Source organism: Variovorax sp. Soil_C_26 (assembly GCF_057657075.1).
On sequence record NZ_JBDGJC010000005.1, the window covers coordinates 360,438 to 377,797 of the forward strand.

Sequence of the window (17,360 nt, forward strand, 5' to 3'; positions counted from 1 at the left end):
AAGGTGAAAGCCCACGGTGACGAGCAGCGCGGGGCTAACTCTGTCGGCCCCAGACCATCCAGACCGCGGCAGCTACCGCGAGGTAGGCCGCAAAGGGGATCGGGCGCGTGTACTTGCGCGGACCCGGGGCGCCAGTGGTGGCGCGCGGCCTGCCCGACAGCATCAGTGCGATGCCCGGGAACCACGGCAGCCGCTGCAGCACCAGCCAGAGCACCGCATGCAGACCGGCCAGCAGGCTGGCGCCGATCCAGATCGGCAGCAGGGGTGCCGCACCGACCCAAAGGCCGAGCGCACCGGCAAATTTGACGTCGCCCGCCCCCATGAGGCCGGCCACGTAGAAAAGGAGGAGAAAACCGAAGCCCAAGGCGGCCCCTGTCAGCGCGTCTTTCCAGTGGATGCCGAAAGGCTGTGCATTCATGGCAAGCGCCCCCACGGCAAGCGCCGCGCCAACCAGCACCAGCCAGTTGGGGACGCGACGTTGTCGGGAGTCATAGGCCGTGATCAGCAGCAGCCAGAGCAGCCACAAATAGGGCATCTGTCGTGAATTAAACCGGCGCCTTCACTGCATTGCCAACGCCGACAAAAATGTCCGACAGAATTTTTCCGAGGCCAGTGGTGGCGCTGGTGCCAAAAACCGCCACCAAAATAATTGCCATCAGCCCCGCAATAATTCCATATTCAATTGCAGTAGCGCCTTCTTCGTCGCGCAGGAACCGAGTGATAGAGCGAAGCATGATTTTTACCCTTTGAAAAATGTTAACGAACGGCTGGGAGGCTTGATGTTATACGGCGTAACTCTGTGTATCAACAGGGCCAACCAACGGGAAGCGGCCGCGGTTGTGATAGCCCTACTCACTAAGCAGGATGGCTGCCAGCCCAGCGCCACCCTCCGAACCACCTCTGCGCCATCGCGCCCTGACCGGTTCGTAGGCGGATTCTTACCTCTGTAAACAGAGGTACCCATACCATGAATGTGGTACCCACGTTACGTGGAACAGAGGGGTGCGAAGGTGTTGACGTTACGGGAACACATGCGTTTCGCGTCACGTAACACCACGGTTGAGCGACCAGATGTAACGGTCGATATTGGGGGAGAAAGTGAGAAAAAAGTCACACATCCAGCCCCATAGCCCCCCGGTTGGCAGGGGCAAATTGAGGCTTTAGCCGAGGATGTCCTCGTGGAAAAGCTTCCACTCGCTGCCTTGCCGCAGCCAGTACTGGCGCCGGGTGCGCCCGCTTTTCTCGCCTTCGAACACTTCGCCGAAGGTGGCGACCATGGTGTCGTCGCCGTCGCGCCAGTGCAGGTACGACATTTCCTTGAACTGGACACGCTTGCCCTGGGCGTATTCCACTTCGTCCTGGAAAACCGAAGCCGGTTCTGCCGATTTCCTGCCGCCGCGCTGGAAATCCGGCAAATAGAATTTCTTCAATTGCGCTTCATTGCCAATGGCGCGCGCGTCTTTCCAGGCCGCCATCGCGCTGGTGAACGATTGGGCTTCCTTTTCGGCCTGCGCGCGCGAAATCCATTGCAGGCTCGGTGCGGTGACCACCGGCGTGGCGCCGATCTGCACCTTGCGCAGCAGCTGTTTCAGATCGGGGTTGGCCATGACCACGCAGCCGTCGCTGGCGAGCGGCGCGCGGGCGTACTGCTGCGGCGGGGTGCCGTGCAGCCAGATGCCGCTGCCGGTCTTGCCGCGGCGGACGTCGTACGGGTTCGGATAGTTGATCGGGAGCGCGCCCGCGCCGTAGAAGTCCTTCAGCGACTTCGGGTCGAGCTTGCTGGTGACGTAGTACACGCCGAGCGGGGTGCGTGCATCGCCTTCGCTGACCTTGCCGATGCCCGACTTGCCGACGGAGACGTAGTAGTCGGCGACGAGCTGCAAGCCCTTGTCGGAGTTCTCGAGCAGGTACAGGCGCGAGCGCGAGGCATCGACGGCGATGGCATAGCGGCTGCGCGTGGAAAGCGCGAGGAACTGCGAGGGCACGGTGCCGGGCGGCGGCCGGTCACGCAGTGCCTGCAGGCGCCGGCGCGACTCTTCGCGCAGTTCGGCCATGGCGGCGCTGCCGCGCAGCTTGCCGACGCTCGCGGCATCCGAAAAACCGTGCGCGGGCGGCACCTGGGTGGCGAGCAGGTCGGCATAGACCAACTGGGCCAACTGGAAGTTGGGATGGTCGCGCACCAGTTCGCGCGCCTTCTGCAAGGCCGGGCGGGCCTGGCCGCGGCCGAACAGTTCGTAAACGCCGATGAGCCGGGCCTCGGCGCTGCTGGCCTGCTCGATCGGGCCGGCCGGGGCGGCCCTTCTGCTGCGCGTGGCGTTTTTCGGCCGGGCCGCGCTTTTTAGCTCCGCCCGGCGGCTGCCGGTCGCCACCTTCGACTTGGTCGCTTTCGCGCTCTTGGCGTTGCTCGTCTTGCCCTGACCCTGCTTGGCCGAAGCACCGAGGGCAGCGGGCGCGGACACCAGCAGCGCCGTTGCCGCCGCGAGCGCGGCGAGCAGGCGCCCCCCGCGCCGCAGCGGAGGCGTCTGGGGCCGGACGACACCCGTCACTAGCCGCCGACGCTTTCCTTGCGGATCTGCCATTGGCTGCCCGACGTGCGCTGCAGCTCCAGCGTCTTGCGGCTCCTGATGTTGAGGTTGTCCGCGCGGTAGATCTGGCGGAACTTGGCGGTGGCCACTTGGCCGTCGACGTGGACCACGAGGTTCTCGAGGTTCACGCTGATGTTCGACTTGCCGACGATGCGCGCATGGCGCTCTTCTTCCCAGGCCTTGCGGCTCTGGCCGCCGCCGGGGTTGAAGTCGGGGCCGTAGGCCGCGAGATAGCGGTCCATGTCCTGCGCCGCCCAGGCCGCCGCCCAGGTGCGCACAGCGTTCTCGACGTCGGCGCTCGCGTCGGGCGCGGCGGCTGGTGCAGGCGCGGGCGCGGGTGCAGCAGCCGACGGGGGGGCCTTGGCGATCGCGACGGGCGGTGCGGCCGGGGCAGGGACAGTGGTGGCGCGGGTCGGGGCCGGCGCGGGCGCCGGCGGTGCAACGGCTGCAGCGGCAACAACTGCGGGCGCGGGCGCGGCCGGCGCCTTCGCGACCGGTGCAGGTGCCGGTGCGACCGGCGCCGCCGCTGCGCTGCCCGCCGGCGGCGTGAACAGCGTGCGGATCACCGCCAGCTTGGGCTGCACGGCCGCCGCATTGTTCTGGTCGAGCTGCAGCGCCTTGCTGTAGGCCTGGCTGGCCAGCCGTGCATACACGTCGCCGAGGTTCTCTTGCGCCGTGGCGTAGCTCGGATTGGTGCGAATCGCGCTTTCGAGCGCGGCACGCGCCTTGTCGAATTGGTTCTGGCCGGCGTAGATCACCGCCAGGTTGTTGTAGGGCTCGGGCAGTTCGGGCGAATCCTGCGTGAGCTGCGTGAACACGGCGATCGCCTCGTTGCGCTTGCCTGCGTTGAGCTGGATCACGCCCTTCAGAAAGCGCATCTGCGCATCCTTGGGCTTGTCCTTCAGGAACGCGTCGGCACGGGTTTGGGCCTCGTCGAACTTGCCGGCCTGCACGAGGCGGTCGACCTCGTCGTGCTCCGGTGCTGCGAGCGCCGAAAACGAGATGCCGCAAGCCGTCGCCACGAGCAGGGCGCGAACAACGGGGGACAACGAGCCGAAACGGGCGCGCAGCAGGGGGCTCTTGGGCATTGCGGGCAAGACCTCGTAGGGGAGAAAAGGGAGTGGGACGCGGCAGGAATTGTATGTGGGCGGGTAACTTCCGGATACCGAGCATGGCCGTCGCTAACGGGCAAGGCGCCTGGCTTGCGCGATAGGAAACATTCATGTAACGTTCTGTAAGTCCGGCCTCGCCGAGACCTCCCCCGACACTTCCTGCCTCTCACTCTCTGGAGCCGCCTTGAAGATCACCAAACGCCGCTTGCTCGAAAGTGGCGCCGCCGCCCTTGCCGCAACGCTTTTCACGCCCGCTTCACTGGCCCAGCGCGCCGCCGCGCCGGCTGCCGCCGCCAGCGACGCCGCATGGCCCACCAGGCCGCTGCGCATCCTCGTGGGCTTTCCGGCCGGCGCTTCGCCGGACCTCGCGGCGCGTGCCATCGCCGAGCCGCTGTCGAAGATCCTGCGCCAGCCGGTCATCGTCGAGAACAAGCCCGGTGCAAGCGGCAATCTGGTGGCCGACCTGGTGGCCAAGGCCACCGACGACCACACCATCGGCGCGCTGATCAACGGCAATCTCACGATCGCGAAGCTGCTCAATCCCAAGCTCGGCTTCGACCCCGAGAAGGACTTCGCGCCCGTGGGCCTGGTCGGCACCGCGCCGCTGGTGCTGGCGGTGTCGGGTGCGGCCGAGGGCAAGACGGCCGCCGAGCAACTGCTGTGGGTGCGCAACCTGAGCAGCGGCGGCAGGTACGGCACGCCGGGCGTGGGCACGGTGGGCCACCTGGGCATGGAGCTCATCAAGAGCCGTGCGGCCATCACCGCGCAGCACAAGCCCTACACCGGCAATCCGCAGGTGATTGCCGGCCTGCTCGCCAACGAGATCCAGCTGGCGCTGCTGCCGCCGGGGCTCGCGCTGCCGCATGTGAAGTCGGGCAAGATCAAGGCGATCGGCGTGACCTCGCCCGAGCGCAGTCCGCTGGCCGGCGACCTGCCGACGGTGCGCGACGTCGACGTGCGCGGCGCGGATCTCGAGATATGGACCGCGCTTGCCGCGCCCGCGGGCATGAAGCCGGCCGCCGTGGCCCGCCTCAATGCCGCGCTGACCGAGGTGATCCGTTCACCCGAGGTCGCGGCCGCATTGCTCAAGACCGGCTGGCAGGCCCAGCCCGGCCCGCCCGAGGCGCTGGCCCGCCGCATGCGCGCCGACACGGCTCGGCTCGGCGGCGTGATCATCATGAAGGGCATTCAGTCAGAAGGATAAGACGCCCCCCGATGCGGCTCACTTCGTGTAGCCGCCTCCCCCCACTGGGGGGCGCACCCGGTGGCCGGGCAAAGCCCGTTCCACGGGTGCAATGGGTTGGAAGCGGGTTCTAAAGCAGTTGCGAGACTTTTTTGGCGGCGTCGATCAGTGCGGGCAGCATCGTTTCCTGCATCGCCTTGGCGCTGGTGCGGTTGGCCTGGCCGCTGATGTTGAGGCCGGCCACCATGCGGCCTTGGCGATCGACGATGGGCGCGGCCACGGAGACGAGGCCTTCCTCGAGTTCCTGGTCGACGAGGCACCACTGTTGCCGGCGCGCCTGCGCGACCTTGTCCATGAGCGTGTCGACGTCGGTCACGGTGTGCTCGGTGAGCGCCTCGCGCGGCGAGGCTTCGAGGCGCGCGCGCACCTCGTCGTCGTCGAGGTCGGCCAGCAGCAGGCGGCCTAGCGAGGTGCAGTAGGCCGGCAGGCGCGAGCCCACGCCCAGGCTGATGCGCATGATCTTCTGCGTCGGCACGCGCATCACGTAGACGATGTCGGTCGCGTCGAGCACGGCGGCCGAGCATGACTCCTGCACCTGCTGCACCAGCGCTTCCATCACGGGCTCGGCGCGGTTCCAGATCGGCATCGACGAAAGGTACGCAAAGCCCAGGTCGAGGATGCGCGGCGTGAGCGTGAAGAACTTGCCGTCGCTCACGACGTAGCCCAGTGTCTGCAGCGTGAGCAGGATGCGCCGCGCACCCGCACGCGTGAGGCCGCTCGCGGCGGCCACCTCGCTCAGCGTCTGGCGCGGCGCGCTTTCGCTGAACGAGCGGATCACTTGCAGGCCGCGCGCGAACGACTGCACGTAGCTGTCGCCGGGCGCGGGCGTGGTGCCGGTCTGGAGGGGGTGGGTTGCCATGCTGAGCGATCGTCCTTAGAATTCATTATACGAACAAATGTTCTTTATACGAACATTTTGACGCATTGCACAGCGTCCCGTTGCGCGGTCGGCCGCCCGGTTCGCTCCTTCTTCTTTCTTCTCCGGAGACAGGCTTCATGATCAACAAGATCGCGCGCTCGGTCGCCGATGCGCTGGCGGGCATTCCCGACGGCGCCACGGTGCTCATCGGCGGCTTCGGCACCGCCGGCATTCCCGGCGAGCTCATCGACGGGCTCATCGAGCAGGGTGCCAAGGACCTCACCGTGGTCAACAACAACGCCGGCAACGGCGAGACCGGACTGGCCGCGCTGCTCAAGGCCGGCCGCGTGCGCAAGATCATCTGCAGCTTCCCGCGCCAGGCCGACAGCCAGGTGTTCGACGGGCTCTACCGCAGCGGCAAGCTCGAGCTCGAGCTGGTGCCGCAGGGCAACCTGGCCGAGCGCATCCGCGCTGCGGGCGCGGGGATCGGCGCCTTCTTCTGCCCAACCGGCTACGGCACGCAGCTCGCGGGCGAGCGCGAAACGCGCGAAATCGACGGCAAGCAATACGTGCTCGAGTACCCGATCCACGGCGACGTGGCGCTCATCAAGGCCGAGAGCGGCGACCGCTGGGGCAACCTGGTCTACCGCAAGGCCGCGCGCAACTTCGGCCCGGTGATGGCCATGGCCGCGAAGAAGACCGTGGCCACGGTGCACGACATTGCCGAGCTCGGCACGCTCGACCCCGAGACCATCGTCACCCCCGGCATCTTCGTGCACCAGGTGGTGCGCATCGAACGCACGGTCACGCAGGCCGGCGGCTTCAAGAAGGCAGCATGATGAGCAGCAACAACTACACCCGCCGCACCAAGGACCAGCTCGCCGCGCGCGTGGCGCAGGACATCTTCGACGGCGCCGTCGTCAACCTCGGCATCGGCCAGCCGACGCTCGTGGCCAACCACCTGCCGCAGGGCCGCGAGGTCATCCTGCAGAGCGAGAACGGCATCCTCGGCATGGGCGCCGCGCCCGAGGCCGGCGAAGAGGACTACGACCTCATCAACGCCGGCAAGCAACCGGTGACGCTGCTGCCCGGCGGCGCGTTCTTCCACCACGCCGACAGCTTCGCGATGATGCGCGGCGGCCATCTCGACATCTGCGTGCTCGGTGCGTTCCAGGTCTCGGCCACCGGCGATCTCGCGAACTGGCACACGGGCGAGAAGGACGCTATCCCCGCCGTCGGCGGCGCGATGGACCTGGCCATCGGCGCCAAGCAGACCTGGGTCATGATGGACCTGCTGACCAAGCAGGGCACGAGCAAGCTGGTGCAGGAATGCACCTATCCGCTGACCGGCATCGGCTGCGTCAAGCGCGTGTACTCCGACCTCGCCACGCTCGAATGCACGCCCCAGGGCCTGAAGCTCATCGACACCGTCGAAGGGCTGAGCCGCGAGCAGCTCGAACAGCTCGTGGGCCTGCCGATCGCTGCATGACACCGGCCCAAGAACCGACCACCCCTTCCACAGAGACACACACATGACCCAGCAAGCCTTCATCTGCGACGCCGTTCGCACCCCCTTCGGCCGCTACGGCGGATCGCTCTCCAGCGTGCGCACCGACGACCTCGGCGCCGTGCCGCTCAAGGCGCTGATGGAACGCAACGCCAAGGTCGACTGGCAGGCCGTGACCGACGTGCTCTACGGCTGCGCCAACCAGGCCGGAGAAGACAACCGCAACGTCGCGCGAATGGCGGCGCTGCTCGCGGGCCTGCCGATCGAAGTGCCCGGCGCCACCATCAACCGCCTGTGCGGTTCGGGCCTCGATGCACTGGGCAGCGCCGCGCGCGCCATCCGCGCGGGCGAAGCCGGCCTCATGATCGCCGGCGGCGTCGAAAGCATGAGCCGCGCGCCCTTCGTCATGCCCAAGGCCGAGAGCGCGTTCAGCCGCAACAACGCGGTGTACGACACCACCATCGGCTGGCGCTTCGTCAACAAGCTCATGAAGGCGCAGTACGGCGTCGACTCGATGCCCGAGACGGCAGAGAACGTGGCGACCGACTACAAGATCGAGCGCGAGGCGCAAGACCGCATGGCGCTCGCCTCGCAATTGCGCGCCGTGGCGTCGCAGAAGTCCGGCTTCTTCGACGCCGAGATCGTGCCCGTGACCGTGCCGCAGAAGAAGGGCGATCCGCTCATCGTCAGCAAGGACGAGCATCCGCGCGAGACCAGCCTCGAGTCGCTCGCCAAGCTCAAGGGCGTGGTGCGCCCCGACGGCACCGTGACCGCGGGCAACGCCAGCGGCGTGAACGACGGCGCCTGCGCCCTGTTGCTGGCCGACGAAGCCAGCGCCGCGAAGCATGGCCTCACGCCGCGCGCCCGCGTCGTCGGCATGGCCACGGCGGGCGTCGCGCCGCGCGTGATGGGCATCGGCCCCGCGCCCGCCACGCAGAAGGTGCTGGCGCTCACCGGCCTCACGCTCGACCAGATCGACGTGATCGAACTCAACGAAGCCTTCGCCGCGCAGGGCCTCGCGGTGCTGCGCCTGCTCGGCCTCGCCGACGACGATGCGCGCGTGAACATCAACGGCGGCGCCATCGCGCTCGGCCATCCGCTCGGCGCCAGCGGCGCACGCCTGGCCACCACTGCGGTGAACCAGCTGCACAAGGGCGGCGGCCGCTATGCGCTGTGCACGATGTGCATCGGCGTGGGGCAGGGCATCGCCGTGATCCTGGAACGGGTCTGAACGCTACGGCGCGGTGAAGATCTCCGCAAAGGCCAGGGCCAGGCCGCGCTCGTCGGCCTGCGCCGCCACCTGCACGCGCGCCGATGCGACGGCCGTGTTGCCCGCTGCATCGGTCGCAAGCACCTCGATCGTCTGCAGTCCGGCATTGCCCGGGGTCCAGTGGCAGACGTAGGGCGCGGCAGTGAAGGTGCACAGCGGTAGGCTGCTGCCGGCCAGCATCACCTTCACGCCCGTCACCCCGGCGTCGTCCGACACGGTGGGCGTCACCACCGTGGCCTGGCCGACCACCGCGGCCGCGGGCGCGGCGACCGAAACGCTCGGCCGGTGGCTGTCGGGTGTGCCGAGCGCCAGGTCGATCGTGAAGCCGTCGCGGCCCTGCACCGCCTTCTGCTCGAAGGCATCGAAGATGGTGAACCATGTGGCGCCGGCCACGCGGCCTTCGGCTTGCGCCTTGACCAGCAGCGTCGTCTTGCCGACCGCGAAGCAGCTGTGCCCGCAGCCCCAGTCGAAGACGAAGCGGCCGCTGGCGTCGGTGCGGCCCTCGGCCACCTGCACCAGCGGCTTGTGCCGGCCCGGATCGCGCCAGACGGCGACGCGCGCGCCGGGCAGCACGGCCCCGGTCCGGCGATCGGTAACCGCCACCTGCGTGTGCGCCGTGCCGGCCATGTAGGTCGAGCTGGCCCAGCGCGGCCACTGCCGCCAGTCGGTGTTGATCATCGCCCTGGTGCCCGCGGTGAAGCGGGTCATCGCGAGCGTGGCGGTGCGGTTGGCCTGCGGGCGGAAGCGCTCCTCGAACACGCTGCCGAGCAGCGGATCGTGCCGCCAGTGCTGGCGCGGCCACCAGTACGCATCGCGCGGATTGGAGATTGCGAGATCGGCCTTCGGCGCGACGCCCGTGGTGTCGGTCACATGGCTCGCGTTGTAGTACTCGCCCGAGCCCGCGCCGAAGACATGCTCCAGCTCGTGCAGCAGCGTCTTGAGCTGGCGGCCGAGGTAGTCCTTCTCGACCGACTCGGGCGCTGCGGGCACGATATCGCGCGACAAGGCATCCGGGTCGTGGATGGCGGTCCAGTTGAGGTTCCAGATCACGCCCTTCTGCGGGTAGGTCCAGCTCATCGCGAGCCCGCCATGGCTGTAGCCGCGCTGCGAAGCCGATACGCACACGACGATCTCCCGGTCGACGAGGTCGTTGAAGGTGCAGGGCGGCGCGGCCTTGGGCGCGACCAGCCGGAGGTCCTGCGCCGGGTCGAAGACGAAGCTGCGCACCGTTTCGCGCGCGAACACGCTGTTGATGTCGGCCACGTACCGGGCGAGCCGCCGCCCTGCCTCTTCCGCGCCGATGGCCGAGGCATGCACCGGGTCGACGTAGAACTTGAGCCGGTGCACGCTCTGCGGCGCCTTGCCGACCTCGTCGAGCGCTGCCAAGGCCATCGACGGCGGCAGCAGGACCATGGCCCAAGCGACGGCTGCACCCGCCCGGCGCAGGTGCGCCACTGCACCGACGGCTTCGACGGCGCGATCCGCGAAGCGACTCCCCAACCTGAACAACATGCACGAACCCCCGCCGGCAGGACGCAAACGCGTCGGCCTGCCGGCAGTCCGGTCGACGCTCCTTGTCTATCCGGGGTGGGTGGGGCGCGAGTTACCTGGCAAATGCCCGAAAGTGTGAACTTTTCTACACATTAACGAGCCAATGGTGGTTTCGGACTCGTTACGAGCCGGCGAGCGACAGCCGCCGCAGCAGGTCGGCCTGGCGCGATTCCTCGGCGTCGCGCAGGCTTTTGGCTGCGCGGGCGGCCACGTAGCTCACGTACATCGTTTCGATGGCGCGGGCCCAGTCGTGCACCGCGAGCGAGGGGGTGGCCAGGCCCGGCGCAGCGGCAGTGGCGTCGTCGACCGGACGAGCCGGCACGTCGAAACCGGCCTTGCCGAGGATGGTGGCTTTCTGGAGAACGGTAAGCATGCGGCGGGCCTCTCTGAACCTCTGTGAACCAGGGCGCTTCAGCTTAGCCAGCGCGCAAGAGGCGTGCCATCGGCCGCATGACCGGTGCGCGTGTCAGTCAATGGCTTTCGTTGCGCGCTGTGGCGACGATGGGTAGTCCTTAAGGCCTAGGAAAAAACGGCCCTGCGTTCTGCCAAACCAGCGTGGCCGCAGCCAGATCCTCGAGCGCGCTCCCCACCGCCTTGAAGACCGTGCGCTCCTCGCGGCCTGCGCGGCCGGTGCTTTCGCCCCGGCAGAGTGCGGTCAGCGTGCCCTGCACTGCGTCGGCGCGCAGCGTGCCGGCGGCGATCGCGTCGAGCAGTTCGCCGGCCTTCTGCAGTGCCTCGGGGGTGTCGACAAAGACCCGGGCACCCTCGAAGCAGCGCGCGTCGGCCTCGCGCATGGCGGGCGTGAAGCTGCCGATCAGGTCGAGGTGCGAGCCCGGCGCGAGCCATTCGCCGCGCACCAGCGGCGCGGTCGCGAGCGTGGCGCAGCTCACGATGTCGGCCTCGCGCACGGCGGCTTCGAGGTCGGTGGCGGCGCTGGCGTCGAAGCCTTCGGCGCGCCATTGCGCGGCCAGCGCCCTGGCGCTTTCGGGGCGGTGATTCCACACCTGCACGCTGCCGAGGGGGCGCACGCTCGCATGCGCGGCCGGCAGCAGCCGCGCAATGCGACCGGTGCCGAGCACCAGCAGGCGGCGCGCGTCCTGGCGCGCGAGGAACGAAGCCCCGAGCGCCGAGGCGGCCGCGGTGCGGCGTGCGGTGATCTCGTTGCCGTCCATCAGCGCGAGCGGCACGCCGGTGCGTGCGTCGTACAGCACGTAAGTCGCATGCAGGCCCGGCAGGCCGCGCGCACCATTGCCCGGAAAGATGTTGATCGTCTTGATGCCCAGGAAGCCCGCGTCGCTCCAGGCCGGCATGATGAGCACCGTGCCCTGGTCGGCGCCGGTGGTCTCGATGGCGTGCACATGGCGCGGCGGCACCTGGGCATCGGCTGCAAAGGCCGCGCGCAATGCGGGCACCAGCTGCTCGAAGCCGAGCGGCGCGCGGGTGACGGCTTCGTCGAAATGTTGCATGGTCAGGGTTGCCGTGGCGGTAGCGAAGCGTTGAAGAACTCGACCAGCGCGCGCTGGTACGTGGTGCCGAAGCGCGCGGCCGCCATGGGTCCGAGGTGGCCGGCACCCGCGACCTCGATCAGCCGCTTCGGTTCGCGCGCCGCCGCCAGCAGGCGCTGCGAATGCGAATGCGGGACCACCGCGTCCGCGGTGCCGTGGATCAGCAGCAGCGGAATGGGCGACACCGCTGCCACGTGGCGTGAGGCGGCGTAGGTGTCGCCTACCAGCAGGCCGGCGCCCGGCAGCTTCTCGCTGGCGATCGACGAATACGAGAAGAAGGTCGATTCGATGGCCGCGGCCTTCACGCCGGCCCGGTTGCCCGCGCCCACCACGGCGATCGCGTTGGTGCCGCCGAGGCTTTGGCCGAACACCAGGAGCCGCTCGGCATCGACATCGGCGCGCGAGCGCACATGGTCGAGCGCGGCATTCGAATCTTCGAAGACGCCCTTCGGCTCCGGCTTGCCCTCGGACTCGCCGTAGCCGCGGTAGTCGAACACGAACACGTTGAAGTCCTGCTTCGGCAGCCAGGCCACGAAGCGCCAGTGCGACGACATGTTCTGCGCATTGCCATGGAAATGCACGACGGTGCCCCTGGCCTGCCGCGGGTCCGCGCGCCCGCTGGCGGGAATGAACCAGCCCGCGAGTGCCGTGCCGTCGGCGCTGTGGAAACGCACCGCCAGGTACTGCAGGCCGAGCGCCTCGGGCGTCTCGTAGCGCACCCGGTCGGGGTAATAGAACATCGACTGGACGCAGCCGCCGAGCAAGGCGGGCAGGACGAGCATCGAGGCCAGCTTGTGCCAGTTCATCGCGCGGAGGATAGCGCAGGCATCGCTCACGCCATCCTGCTACGCTCGGGCGGCCCGCCCCGAATGCCGCGCGGGCATTTTTCTGCGCCGCCTCCCCCATGGTCTTTCCCCTCATCACCGATCCGCATTTTTATGCGGTCGCCATTCCCGCCGTGCTGCTGCTCGGCGTCAGCAAGAGCGGCTTCGGCGCGGGCTTCGGCTCACTCGCGGTGCCGTTGATGGCGCTGGCCGTCACGGTGCCGCAGGCCGCGGCCATCCTGATGCCCTTGCTGCTGCTGATGGACCTGCTGGGCCTGGCCGCATTCCGCAACGACTTCGACCGTGCGCTGCTCAAGTTCCTGATCCCGTTCGGGCTCGTCGGCACGGTGGTGGGGACGCTGCTGTTCCGGGTGTTGCCGCCGCACACGGTGGCGGGCATCGTGGGCGTGTTCACGCTGCTGTTCCTGGCGCAGCGGCTGGTGTTTCCGCCCAAGCCCGACGATCCGCTGCCCTCGCGCGCGGTGGGTGCGGTGTTGACCGCGGTGTCGGGCTTCACGAGCTTCATCGCGCATGCGGGCGGGCCGCCGATCAATGCCTACGTGATCCCGCTGCGGCTCAAGCCCGTGGTGTTCACCGCGACGATGGCGTACTTCTTCTTCGTGGTGAACCTCAGCAAGTGGATTCCCTACGCGTGGCTCGGCCTGATCGACCTGCGCACGCTGGCCACCTCGGTCGTGCTGATGCCGCTCGCGCCCCTCGGCGTCTGGGTCGGCATCCGCATCGCGCGGCGCATCGACGCCACGTGGTTCTACCGCTTCGTGTACCTGGGCATGCTGCTGACGGGCCTGAAGCTCGTCTACGACGGCTTTCTGGCCTGAACAGCAGGCCCGGCGCAGCGCTCGCTCAGAACTCCACGATGGGCTTGAAGCCGCCGAAGATCATCCGCTTGCCGTCGAACGGCAGGGTCTTCGGGTCCATCGCGGCGAGGCGCGGGTCGGCCATCACCTTGGCATTGACCGCGTCGCGGTGCTTGCGCGACTTGTAGACGATCCACGAGAAGGCGACCGTCTCGTCGGCCTTCTGCTTCACGCTTTGCGGGAAGGACGTGTACTTGCCGGGCTTCACGTCGTCGGCAATGCATTCCACGTATTCGAGCGCGCCGTATTCCATCCAGATCTTGCCGGCCTTGCGCGCGAGCTTGCGGTAGGCCTCGATGTTGTTGGAGGGAACGGGAACGACGAAACCATCGATATAGCGAGCCATTGAAAGTCTCCTAGGGTTGAGGGGAAAAGAACGATTTGTTGTCGCTATCCTGCGATGCAGCCGGCGACGCAGTGCGCAGCAGCAACCCGCCGAGCAGCCCCGCCACGGCCGCGAACACCGCGCCGATCAGGAAGGCCAGGTTGTAGCCGCCGGTGAGCGCGAGCGGAAGCTGCGCGCCGGCCGCGGTCATGGCGCCGGTGCGTGCCGCCGCCGCGCTCGCGAGCACGGCCAGGCCCAGGGCGCCGCCCATCATGAAGGCGGTATTCACCACGCCCGAGGCCAGCCCCGATTCGGTAGGGCTCACCTCGCTCATCGCGGCGAGCAGCAGTGGGTTCAGCGCCATGCCCGCGCCGAGGCCGAGCAGCAGCATGCCCGGCAGCACATGCAGCATGAAGCTGCCGTTCACCGGCGCCCAGGCGAACAGCGCCAGGCCGACGGCCGCGAGGCCGAGCCCAATGGCAAGCGGCCCACGGATGCCGAAGCGCATCACCAGCCGGGCCGACACGCCGAGCGAGAACAGCGCCATGAGCAGGTTGGCCGGCAGGAAGGCCAGCCCGATCTGCATCGGCGTGTAGTTGAGCACCAGCTGCATGTAGAGCGCCGAGATGAAGAACCACGCGAACATCGCGGCCGCCCACAGCACGCCCACCACGTTCGACACCGACACGCTGCGCAGCCGGAACAGGCCGAGCGGCATCAGCGGATGCTGCACCCGTGCCTCGATGGCGATGAAAAGCACCATCAGCACCACGGCCGCGCCGAGCAGGCCGAGCGTTTGCGCCGACTGCCAGCCGGCCTCGTTGCCGTTGACGATGGCGTACACCGCGAGCATCAGCGACAGCGTTACCGCCACCGCGCCGGCCACGTCGAGCTTCTCGCCGTGGGCATGGCCGCGCGCCTTCGGCAGCAGCGCCACGCACAGCGCATACACCGCCACGCCGATCGGCAGGTTGACCAGGAAGATCCAGTGCCAGCTCAGCGTGCTCGTGAGCAGGCCCCCGAGCAGCACGCCGAGGCTGCCGCCGCCCGCGCACACGAAGCCGTACACGCCCATGGCCTTGGCGCGGTCGGCCGGCTCGGTGAAGAGGTTCATGATCAGCGAGAGCGCCACCGCCGACACCACTGCGCCGCCCAGGCCCTGCACCGCACGCGCCGCGATCAGCAGGCCCTGCGAATTGGCGATGCCGCAGGCCAGCGAGGCGAGCGTGAACAGCACGAGGCCGGCGAGGAACATGCGGCGGTGGCCGTAAAGGTCACCGAGCCGTCCGCCCAGCAGCAGGAAGCCGCCGAAGGTCAGCATGTAGGCATTCACCACCCAGACCAGCGAGGTTTCCGTGAAGCCGAGGTCGGTGCGGATCGACGGCAGCGCCACGTTCACGATCGTGGTGTCGAGCACGATCATCAGCACGCCGAGGCACAGCACCATCAGGGCCAGCCAGCGCTTGCGGTTGTTGTTGTCGGGTGAGTCGGTCATGGGTGTTCCTGCAAGAAAGACAAGATCAGACGAGGGGCTTGCCGCCGTTGATGAGCCACGGCGTGCCGAAGCGATCGGTGACCATGCCGAAGCCTTCGACCCAGAAGGTCTTCTCGAAGGGCATGCCGACCTGGCCGCCTTCGGCGAAGGTGTTGAACACGCGCTTCGCTTCGGCCAGCGAGTCGATGGTGAGCGCGACACCGAAGCCCTTCATGCCTTCGTACGGCTGGCCCGGCATGCTGTCGGAGGCCATGAGCATGCCGTCGCCGTAGGCCAGCGAGGCATGCATGATGCGGCCGCGAGCCTCGGGCGGGAAGTGCTCGGCGTCGGGCGTTTCGCCGACGGTCATCATCATCTGGAGCGTGCCGCCGAGCGTCTTTGCATAGAAGCGCATGGCTTCGGCCGCCTGGCCGTCGAAGGTGAGATAGGCGTGGATGGGAGACATGGTGTTTCCTTCGGATTACGCGGCAGCGACAACCATCAGCCAGCCCACGCCGAAGCGGTCGGCGAGCATGCCGAAGTTCGACGTGAAGAAGGTCGGCGTCAGCGGCTGCATCACCTGGCCCCCGGCGGCCAGCGCATCGAACCACTTGCGTGCGTCGGCGTCGGTGGCGGCGGTGATCGCCAGCATGATGCCCTTGAACTCCGCCTGCCCCGAGCACTGCCCGTCGGACAGCATCAGCTCGGTTTCGCCGACGCGCAGCACCGAATGCATCACCTTGTCGGCTGCGGGCGTGCCGCCCGCGCAGCCCTGTTCGGCTTCGGACGCAGGCATCTCGGGTGCCTCGCTGTAGCGCATCAACTGGACCACTTCGGCGCCGAGCGCCTGCTTGTAGAAAGCGATCGCTTCGTCGCAACGGCCTTCGAACGAGAGATAGGACTGGACTTTCATGGCGATTCCTTTGGAGGGATGAACGGGCGCGCAAGACACTGCGCGAATACGGAATACCTAGTTTGTGTACACCGTCCACAAAGAATAGCAGACATAATGGACACTGTCCACATGGAGATTTTCCGATGAGTCCGCGCGTTGTCCCGCCCGCCCCGAAGCCGCCTGCCGCCCGCAGCACCTACCGGCATGGCGACCTGCGCCGGGCGCTGCTCGACGCGGGCATCGAGCTGGCACGCGACGGCGGCCCCGAGGCGGTGGCGTTGCGCGAAGTGACGCGGCGCGCCGGCGTGGTGCCCAACGCGGCCTACCGCCACTTCGCGAGCCGGCGCGAACTGCTGCTGGCGGTGCGTGCCGCCGCGCTCTCGGCCGCGGCGGTGGCGATGGAAAAGGAACTGGCGGTGCTGCCCTGCGAGCAGCCGCCCGCCGACTTCGCGCGCGCACGCGTGCGCGCCATCGGCACGGCCTACCTGAGCTTCGCGCAGGCCGAGCCGGGGCTGTTCCGCACCGCGTTCGTGGTGTCGTCCGAAGATGCGCAGGGCGACGTCGGACCGGGGAGCGCGGGCGAGAGCGGGCTCGACCCGTTCCAGCTGCTGGGCGGCGCGATCGACAAGCTCGTGGAGGCGGGAGCGCTCGATCCCGCGCGCCGCCTGAATGCCGAGTACCTGGCCTGGTCGGCGGTGCACGGGCTCGCGCTGCTGATCATCGACGGCCCGCTCAAGGCCATGGATGCGGCCGGCATCCATGCGCTCGGCCAGCAGCTCATCGACATGGTGGAGCGCGGCCTCTGACGCGGCGCGGCGCGCGGCCTAGAGATAGATCTTCTGCAGCAGCCGGATCAGCGTTTCGCGCTCGCGCGCGGTGAGCCGGGCGCTCGCATCGGCCTCGAGCTGCACCACCGTCTGCTCGGCTTCCCGGATCAGCTTCTCGCCTGCTTCTGTGAGGTGCAGGCCCACCGCGCGGCCGTCGTGCGGATGCGGGCGGCGCTCGATCAACCCGCGGCTGTCGAGCGTGGACACCAGGCTCACGAGGTTGGGCGGCAGGATGTCGAGCGTGTTGCAGAGCTGGCGCGAGGTGGCGCCCGGGTTGTGCGCCAGCAGCGACAGCACCGAGAAATCGATCTGCTTGAGGCCGTAGGGCGCCATGCGTTCGGCGAACACGTCGCTCACGATGAGCCAGGCACGCCGCGCGTTGTAGCCGACGAAGTCTTCTAGCACGCGGGCATCGAGCCGGTCGTGCTTGCCGGCGGCCGCGGGTTCGGCCTTGGGCGTGCTTTTCTTGGAGGGTCGAGGCATAGGCCCGGAGCGTAACGCGTCG

Annotated in this window: 20 protein-coding genes; 6 read left to right on the top strand and 14 right to left on the bottom strand. The window is 68.3% G+C overall.

What is annotated here, in order from left to right; translation table 11 throughout:
- Window positions 1–34 precede the first annotated feature (34 nt).
- The 4 genes from AC3A6G_RS17430 to AC3A6G_RS17445 all read right to left on the bottom strand — a co-directional run bounded on the left by AC3A6G_RS17430 (window position 35) and on the right by AC3A6G_RS17445 (window position 3,673).
- The gene (locus AC3A6G_RS17430) at window positions 35–535 is read right to left on the bottom strand and encodes an A24 family peptidase (RefSeq protein WP_487874182.1); all 501 of its coding nucleotides are present in this window, start codon (window positions 533–535) and stop codon (window positions 35–37) included.
- A 10-nt stretch (window positions 536–545) separates the two neighbouring features.
- Entirely contained in the window at window positions 546–734 is a 189-nt protein-coding gene (locus tag AC3A6G_RS17435) for a Flp family type IVb pilin (protein WP_487874183.1), read from the bottom strand.
- 426 nt (window positions 735–1,160) lie between these two features.
- Entirely contained in the window at window positions 1,161–2,579 is a 1,419-nt protein-coding gene (locus AC3A6G_RS17440; protein ID WP_487862774.1) for a L,D-transpeptidase family protein, read from the bottom strand.
- A complete protein-coding gene (locus AC3A6G_RS17445; RefSeq protein WP_487865159.1) occupies window positions 2,546–3,673 on the bottom strand; it encodes a YybH family protein in 1,128 nt (375 codons plus the stop codon). Before AC3A6G_RS17445 ends, AC3A6G_RS17440 begins: the two co-directional genes overlap by 34 nt.
- A 208-nt stretch (window positions 3,674–3,881) precedes the next feature.
- Here AC3A6G_RS17445 and AC3A6G_RS17450 point away from each other — a divergent pair, with 208 nt between their 5' ends.
- A complete protein-coding gene (locus AC3A6G_RS17450) occupies window positions 3,882–4,901 on the top strand; it encodes a Bug family tripartite tricarboxylate transporter substrate binding protein (protein WP_487874184.1) in 1,020 nt (339 codons plus the stop codon).
- Between the two features lie 109 nt (window positions 4,902–5,010).
- On the opposite strand, the gene AC3A6G_RS17455 is transcribed toward AC3A6G_RS17450, so the two are convergent.
- Complete coding sequence (locus AC3A6G_RS17455) at window positions 5,011–5,799, bottom strand: IclR family transcriptional regulator domain-containing protein (protein WP_487874185.1); 789 nt, start codon at window positions 5,797–5,799, stop codon at window positions 5,011–5,013.
- A 137-nt stretch (window positions 5,800–5,936) separates the two neighbouring features.
- On the opposite strand from AC3A6G_RS17455, the gene AC3A6G_RS17460 reads away from it, so the two are divergent.
- The 3 genes from AC3A6G_RS17460 to pcaF are packed head-to-tail and all read left to right on the top strand — an operon-like array spanning window position 5,937 to window position 8,537.
- The gene (locus AC3A6G_RS17460; RefSeq protein WP_487874186.1) at window positions 5,937–6,638 is read left to right on the top strand and encodes a 3-oxoacid CoA-transferase subunit A; all 702 of its coding nucleotides are present in this window, start codon (window positions 5,937–5,939) and stop codon (window positions 6,636–6,638) included.
- Window positions 6,635–7,288, top strand: coding sequence for a 3-oxoacid CoA-transferase subunit B (locus tag AC3A6G_RS17465; RefSeq protein ID WP_487874187.1), 654 nt, complete (start codon window positions 6,635–6,637; stop codon window positions 7,286–7,288). Before AC3A6G_RS17460 ends, AC3A6G_RS17465 begins: the two co-directional genes overlap by 4 nt.
- A 43-nt stretch (window positions 7,289–7,331) precedes the next feature.
- Complete coding sequence (pcaF, locus tag AC3A6G_RS17470; RefSeq protein WP_487874188.1) at window positions 7,332–8,537, top strand: 3-oxoadipyl-CoA thiolase; 1,206 nt, start codon at window positions 7,332–7,334, stop codon at window positions 8,535–8,537.
- Between the two features lie 3 nt (window positions 8,538–8,540).
- Here pcaF and AC3A6G_RS17475 read toward each other — a convergent pair whose 3' ends face one another.
- The 4 genes from AC3A6G_RS17475 to AC3A6G_RS17490 all read right to left on the bottom strand — a co-directional run bounded on the left by AC3A6G_RS17475 (window position 8,541) and on the right by AC3A6G_RS17490 (window position 12,438).
- Window positions 8,541–10,088: an Ig-like domain-containing protein gene (locus AC3A6G_RS17475; RefSeq protein ID WP_487874189.1), complete on the bottom strand. Its 1,548-nt coding sequence runs from the start codon at window positions 10,086–10,088 to the stop codon at window positions 8,541–8,543.
- A gap of 160 nt (window positions 10,089–10,248) precedes the next feature.
- Window positions 10,249–10,500, bottom strand: coding sequence for a hypothetical protein (locus AC3A6G_RS17480; protein ID WP_487865165.1), 252 nt, complete (start codon window positions 10,498–10,500; stop codon window positions 10,249–10,251).
- Between the two features lie 139 nt (window positions 10,501–10,639).
- Window positions 10,640–11,593, bottom strand: coding sequence for a bifunctional Delta(1)-pyrroline-2-carboxylate/Delta(1)-piperideine-2-carboxylate reductase (gene lhpI, locus AC3A6G_RS17485; protein ID WP_487874190.1), 954 nt, complete (start codon window positions 11,591–11,593; stop codon window positions 10,640–10,642).
- 2 nt (window positions 11,594–11,595) lie between these two features.
- A complete protein-coding gene (locus tag AC3A6G_RS17490; RefSeq protein ID WP_487874191.1) occupies window positions 11,596–12,438 on the bottom strand; it encodes an alpha/beta hydrolase in 843 nt (280 codons plus the stop codon).
- 98 nt (window positions 12,439–12,536) lie between these two features.
- On the opposite strand from AC3A6G_RS17490, the gene AC3A6G_RS17495 reads away from it, so the two are divergent.
- On the top strand, window positions 12,537–13,295 hold the full coding sequence (locus AC3A6G_RS17495) for a sulfite exporter TauE/SafE family protein (protein WP_487874192.1): 759 nt from the start codon (window positions 12,537–12,539) through the stop codon (window positions 13,293–13,295).
- Between the two features lie 25 nt (window positions 13,296–13,320).
- Here the strand turns inward: AC3A6G_RS17495 and AC3A6G_RS17500 are convergent, their stop codons facing one another.
- Genes AC3A6G_RS17500 through AC3A6G_RS17515 form a run of 4 tightly spaced genes read right to left on the bottom strand, consistent with a single transcriptional unit; the run spans window position 13,321 to window position 16,046 of the window.
- Window positions 13,321–13,680: a DUF1428 domain-containing protein gene (locus AC3A6G_RS17500; RefSeq protein ID WP_487862786.1), complete on the bottom strand. Its 360-nt coding sequence runs from the start codon at window positions 13,678–13,680 to the stop codon at window positions 13,321–13,323.
- A gap of 10 nt (window positions 13,681–13,690) precedes the next feature.
- Window positions 13,691–15,154: a DHA2 family efflux MFS transporter permease subunit gene (locus tag AC3A6G_RS17505; RefSeq protein WP_487874193.1), complete on the bottom strand. Its 1,464-nt coding sequence runs from the start codon at window positions 15,152–15,154 to the stop codon at window positions 13,691–13,693.
- A 25-nt stretch (window positions 15,155–15,179) separates the two neighbouring features.
- Window positions 15,180–15,599 carry a VOC family protein gene (locus tag AC3A6G_RS17510; RefSeq protein WP_487865170.1) on the bottom strand — a complete coding sequence of 140 codons (420 nt, stop codon included), beginning with the start codon at window positions 15,597–15,599 and terminating at the stop codon, window positions 15,180–15,182.
- A 15-nt stretch (window positions 15,600–15,614) separates the two neighbouring features.
- Window positions 15,615–16,046, bottom strand: a complete 432-nt coding sequence (locus tag AC3A6G_RS17515; RefSeq protein ID WP_487865171.1) for a VOC family protein — start codon at window positions 16,044–16,046, stop codon at window positions 15,615–15,617.
- Between the two features lie 125 nt (window positions 16,047–16,171).
- On the opposite strand from AC3A6G_RS17515, the gene AC3A6G_RS17520 reads away from it, so the two are divergent.
- A complete protein-coding gene (locus tag AC3A6G_RS17520) occupies window positions 16,172–16,834 on the top strand; it encodes a TetR/AcrR family transcriptional regulator (RefSeq protein WP_487865172.1) in 663 nt (220 codons plus the stop codon).
- 18 nt (window positions 16,835–16,852) lie between these two features.
- On the opposite strand, the gene AC3A6G_RS17525 is transcribed toward AC3A6G_RS17520, so the two are convergent.
- Window positions 16,853–17,338, bottom strand: a complete 486-nt coding sequence (locus tag AC3A6G_RS17525) for a MarR family winged helix-turn-helix transcriptional regulator (RefSeq protein WP_487862791.1) — start codon at window positions 17,336–17,338, stop codon at window positions 16,853–16,855.
- Between the last annotated feature and the right edge of the window lie 22 nt (window positions 17,339–17,360).

What these genes read in the sequence shown, in the direction of transcription:
- AC3A6G_RS17495 (WP_487874192.1), top strand. Translation starts at nt 12,537, where the DNA reads ATGGTCTTTCCCCTCATCACCGATCCGCATTTTTATGCGGTCGCCATT.
- AC3A6G_RS17455 (WP_487874185.1), bottom strand. Translation starts at nt 5,799, where the DNA reads ATGGCAACCCACCCCCTCCAGACCGGCACCACGCCCGCGCCCGGCGAC.
- AC3A6G_RS17525 (WP_487862791.1), bottom strand. Translation starts at nt 17,338, where the DNA reads ATGCCTCGACCCTCCAAGAAAAGCACGCCCAAGGCCGAACCCGCGGCC.
- AC3A6G_RS17510 (WP_487865170.1), bottom strand. Translation starts at nt 15,599, where the DNA reads ATGTCTCCCATCCACGCCTATCTCACCTTCGACGGCCAGGCGGCCGAA.
- AC3A6G_RS17490 (WP_487874191.1), bottom strand. Translation starts at nt 12,438, where the DNA reads ATGAACTGGCACAAGCTGGCCTCGATGCTCGTCCTGCCCGCCTTGCTC.
- AC3A6G_RS17505 (WP_487874193.1), bottom strand. Translation starts at nt 15,154, where the DNA reads ATGACCGACTCACCCGACAACAACAACCGCAAGCGCTGGCTGGCCCTG.
- AC3A6G_RS17445 (WP_487865159.1), bottom strand. Translation starts at nt 3,673, where the DNA reads ATGCCCAAGAGCCCCCTGCTGCGCGCCCGTTTCGGCTCGTTGTCCCCC.
- AC3A6G_RS17515 (WP_487865171.1), bottom strand. Translation starts at nt 16,046, where the DNA reads ATGAAAGTCCAGTCCTATCTCTCGTTCGAAGGCCGTTGCGACGAAGCG.
- AC3A6G_RS17460 (WP_487874186.1), top strand. Translation starts at nt 5,937, where the DNA reads ATGATCAACAAGATCGCGCGCTCGGTCGCCGATGCGCTGGCGGGCATT.
- AC3A6G_RS17440 (WP_487862774.1), bottom strand. Translation starts at nt 2,579, where the DNA reads ATGGCAGATCCGCAAGGAAAGCGTCGGCGGCTAGTGACGGGTGTCGTC.
- AC3A6G_RS17430 (WP_487874182.1), bottom strand. Translation starts at nt 535, where the DNA reads ATGCCCTATTTGTGGCTGCTCTGGCTGCTGCTGATCACGGCCTATGAC.
- pcaF (WP_487874188.1), top strand. Translation starts at nt 7,332, where the DNA reads ATGACCCAGCAAGCCTTCATCTGCGACGCCGTTCGCACCCCCTTCGGC.
- AC3A6G_RS17475 (WP_487874189.1), bottom strand. Translation starts at nt 10,088, where the DNA reads ATGTTGTTCAGGTTGGGGAGTCGCTTCGCGGATCGCGCCGTCGAAGCC.
- AC3A6G_RS17480 (WP_487865165.1), bottom strand. Translation starts at nt 10,500, where the DNA reads ATGCTTACCGTTCTCCAGAAAGCCACCATCCTCGGCAAGGCCGGTTTC.
- AC3A6G_RS17465 (WP_487874187.1), top strand. Translation starts at nt 6,635, where the DNA reads ATGATGAGCAGCAACAACTACACCCGCCGCACCAAGGACCAGCTCGCC.
- lhpI (WP_487874190.1), bottom strand. Translation starts at nt 11,593, where the DNA reads ATGCAACATTTCGACGAAGCCGTCACCCGCGCGCCGCTCGGCTTCGAG.
- AC3A6G_RS17500 (WP_487862786.1), bottom strand. Translation starts at nt 13,680, where the DNA reads ATGGCTCGCTATATCGATGGTTTCGTCGTTCCCGTTCCCTCCAACAAC.
- AC3A6G_RS17435 (WP_487874183.1), bottom strand. Translation starts at nt 734, where the DNA reads ATGCTTCGCTCTATCACTCGGTTCCTGCGCGACGAAGAAGGCGCTACT.
- AC3A6G_RS17520 (WP_487865172.1), top strand. Translation starts at nt 16,172, where the DNA reads ATGAGTCCGCGCGTTGTCCCGCCCGCCCCGAAGCCGCCTGCCGCCCGC.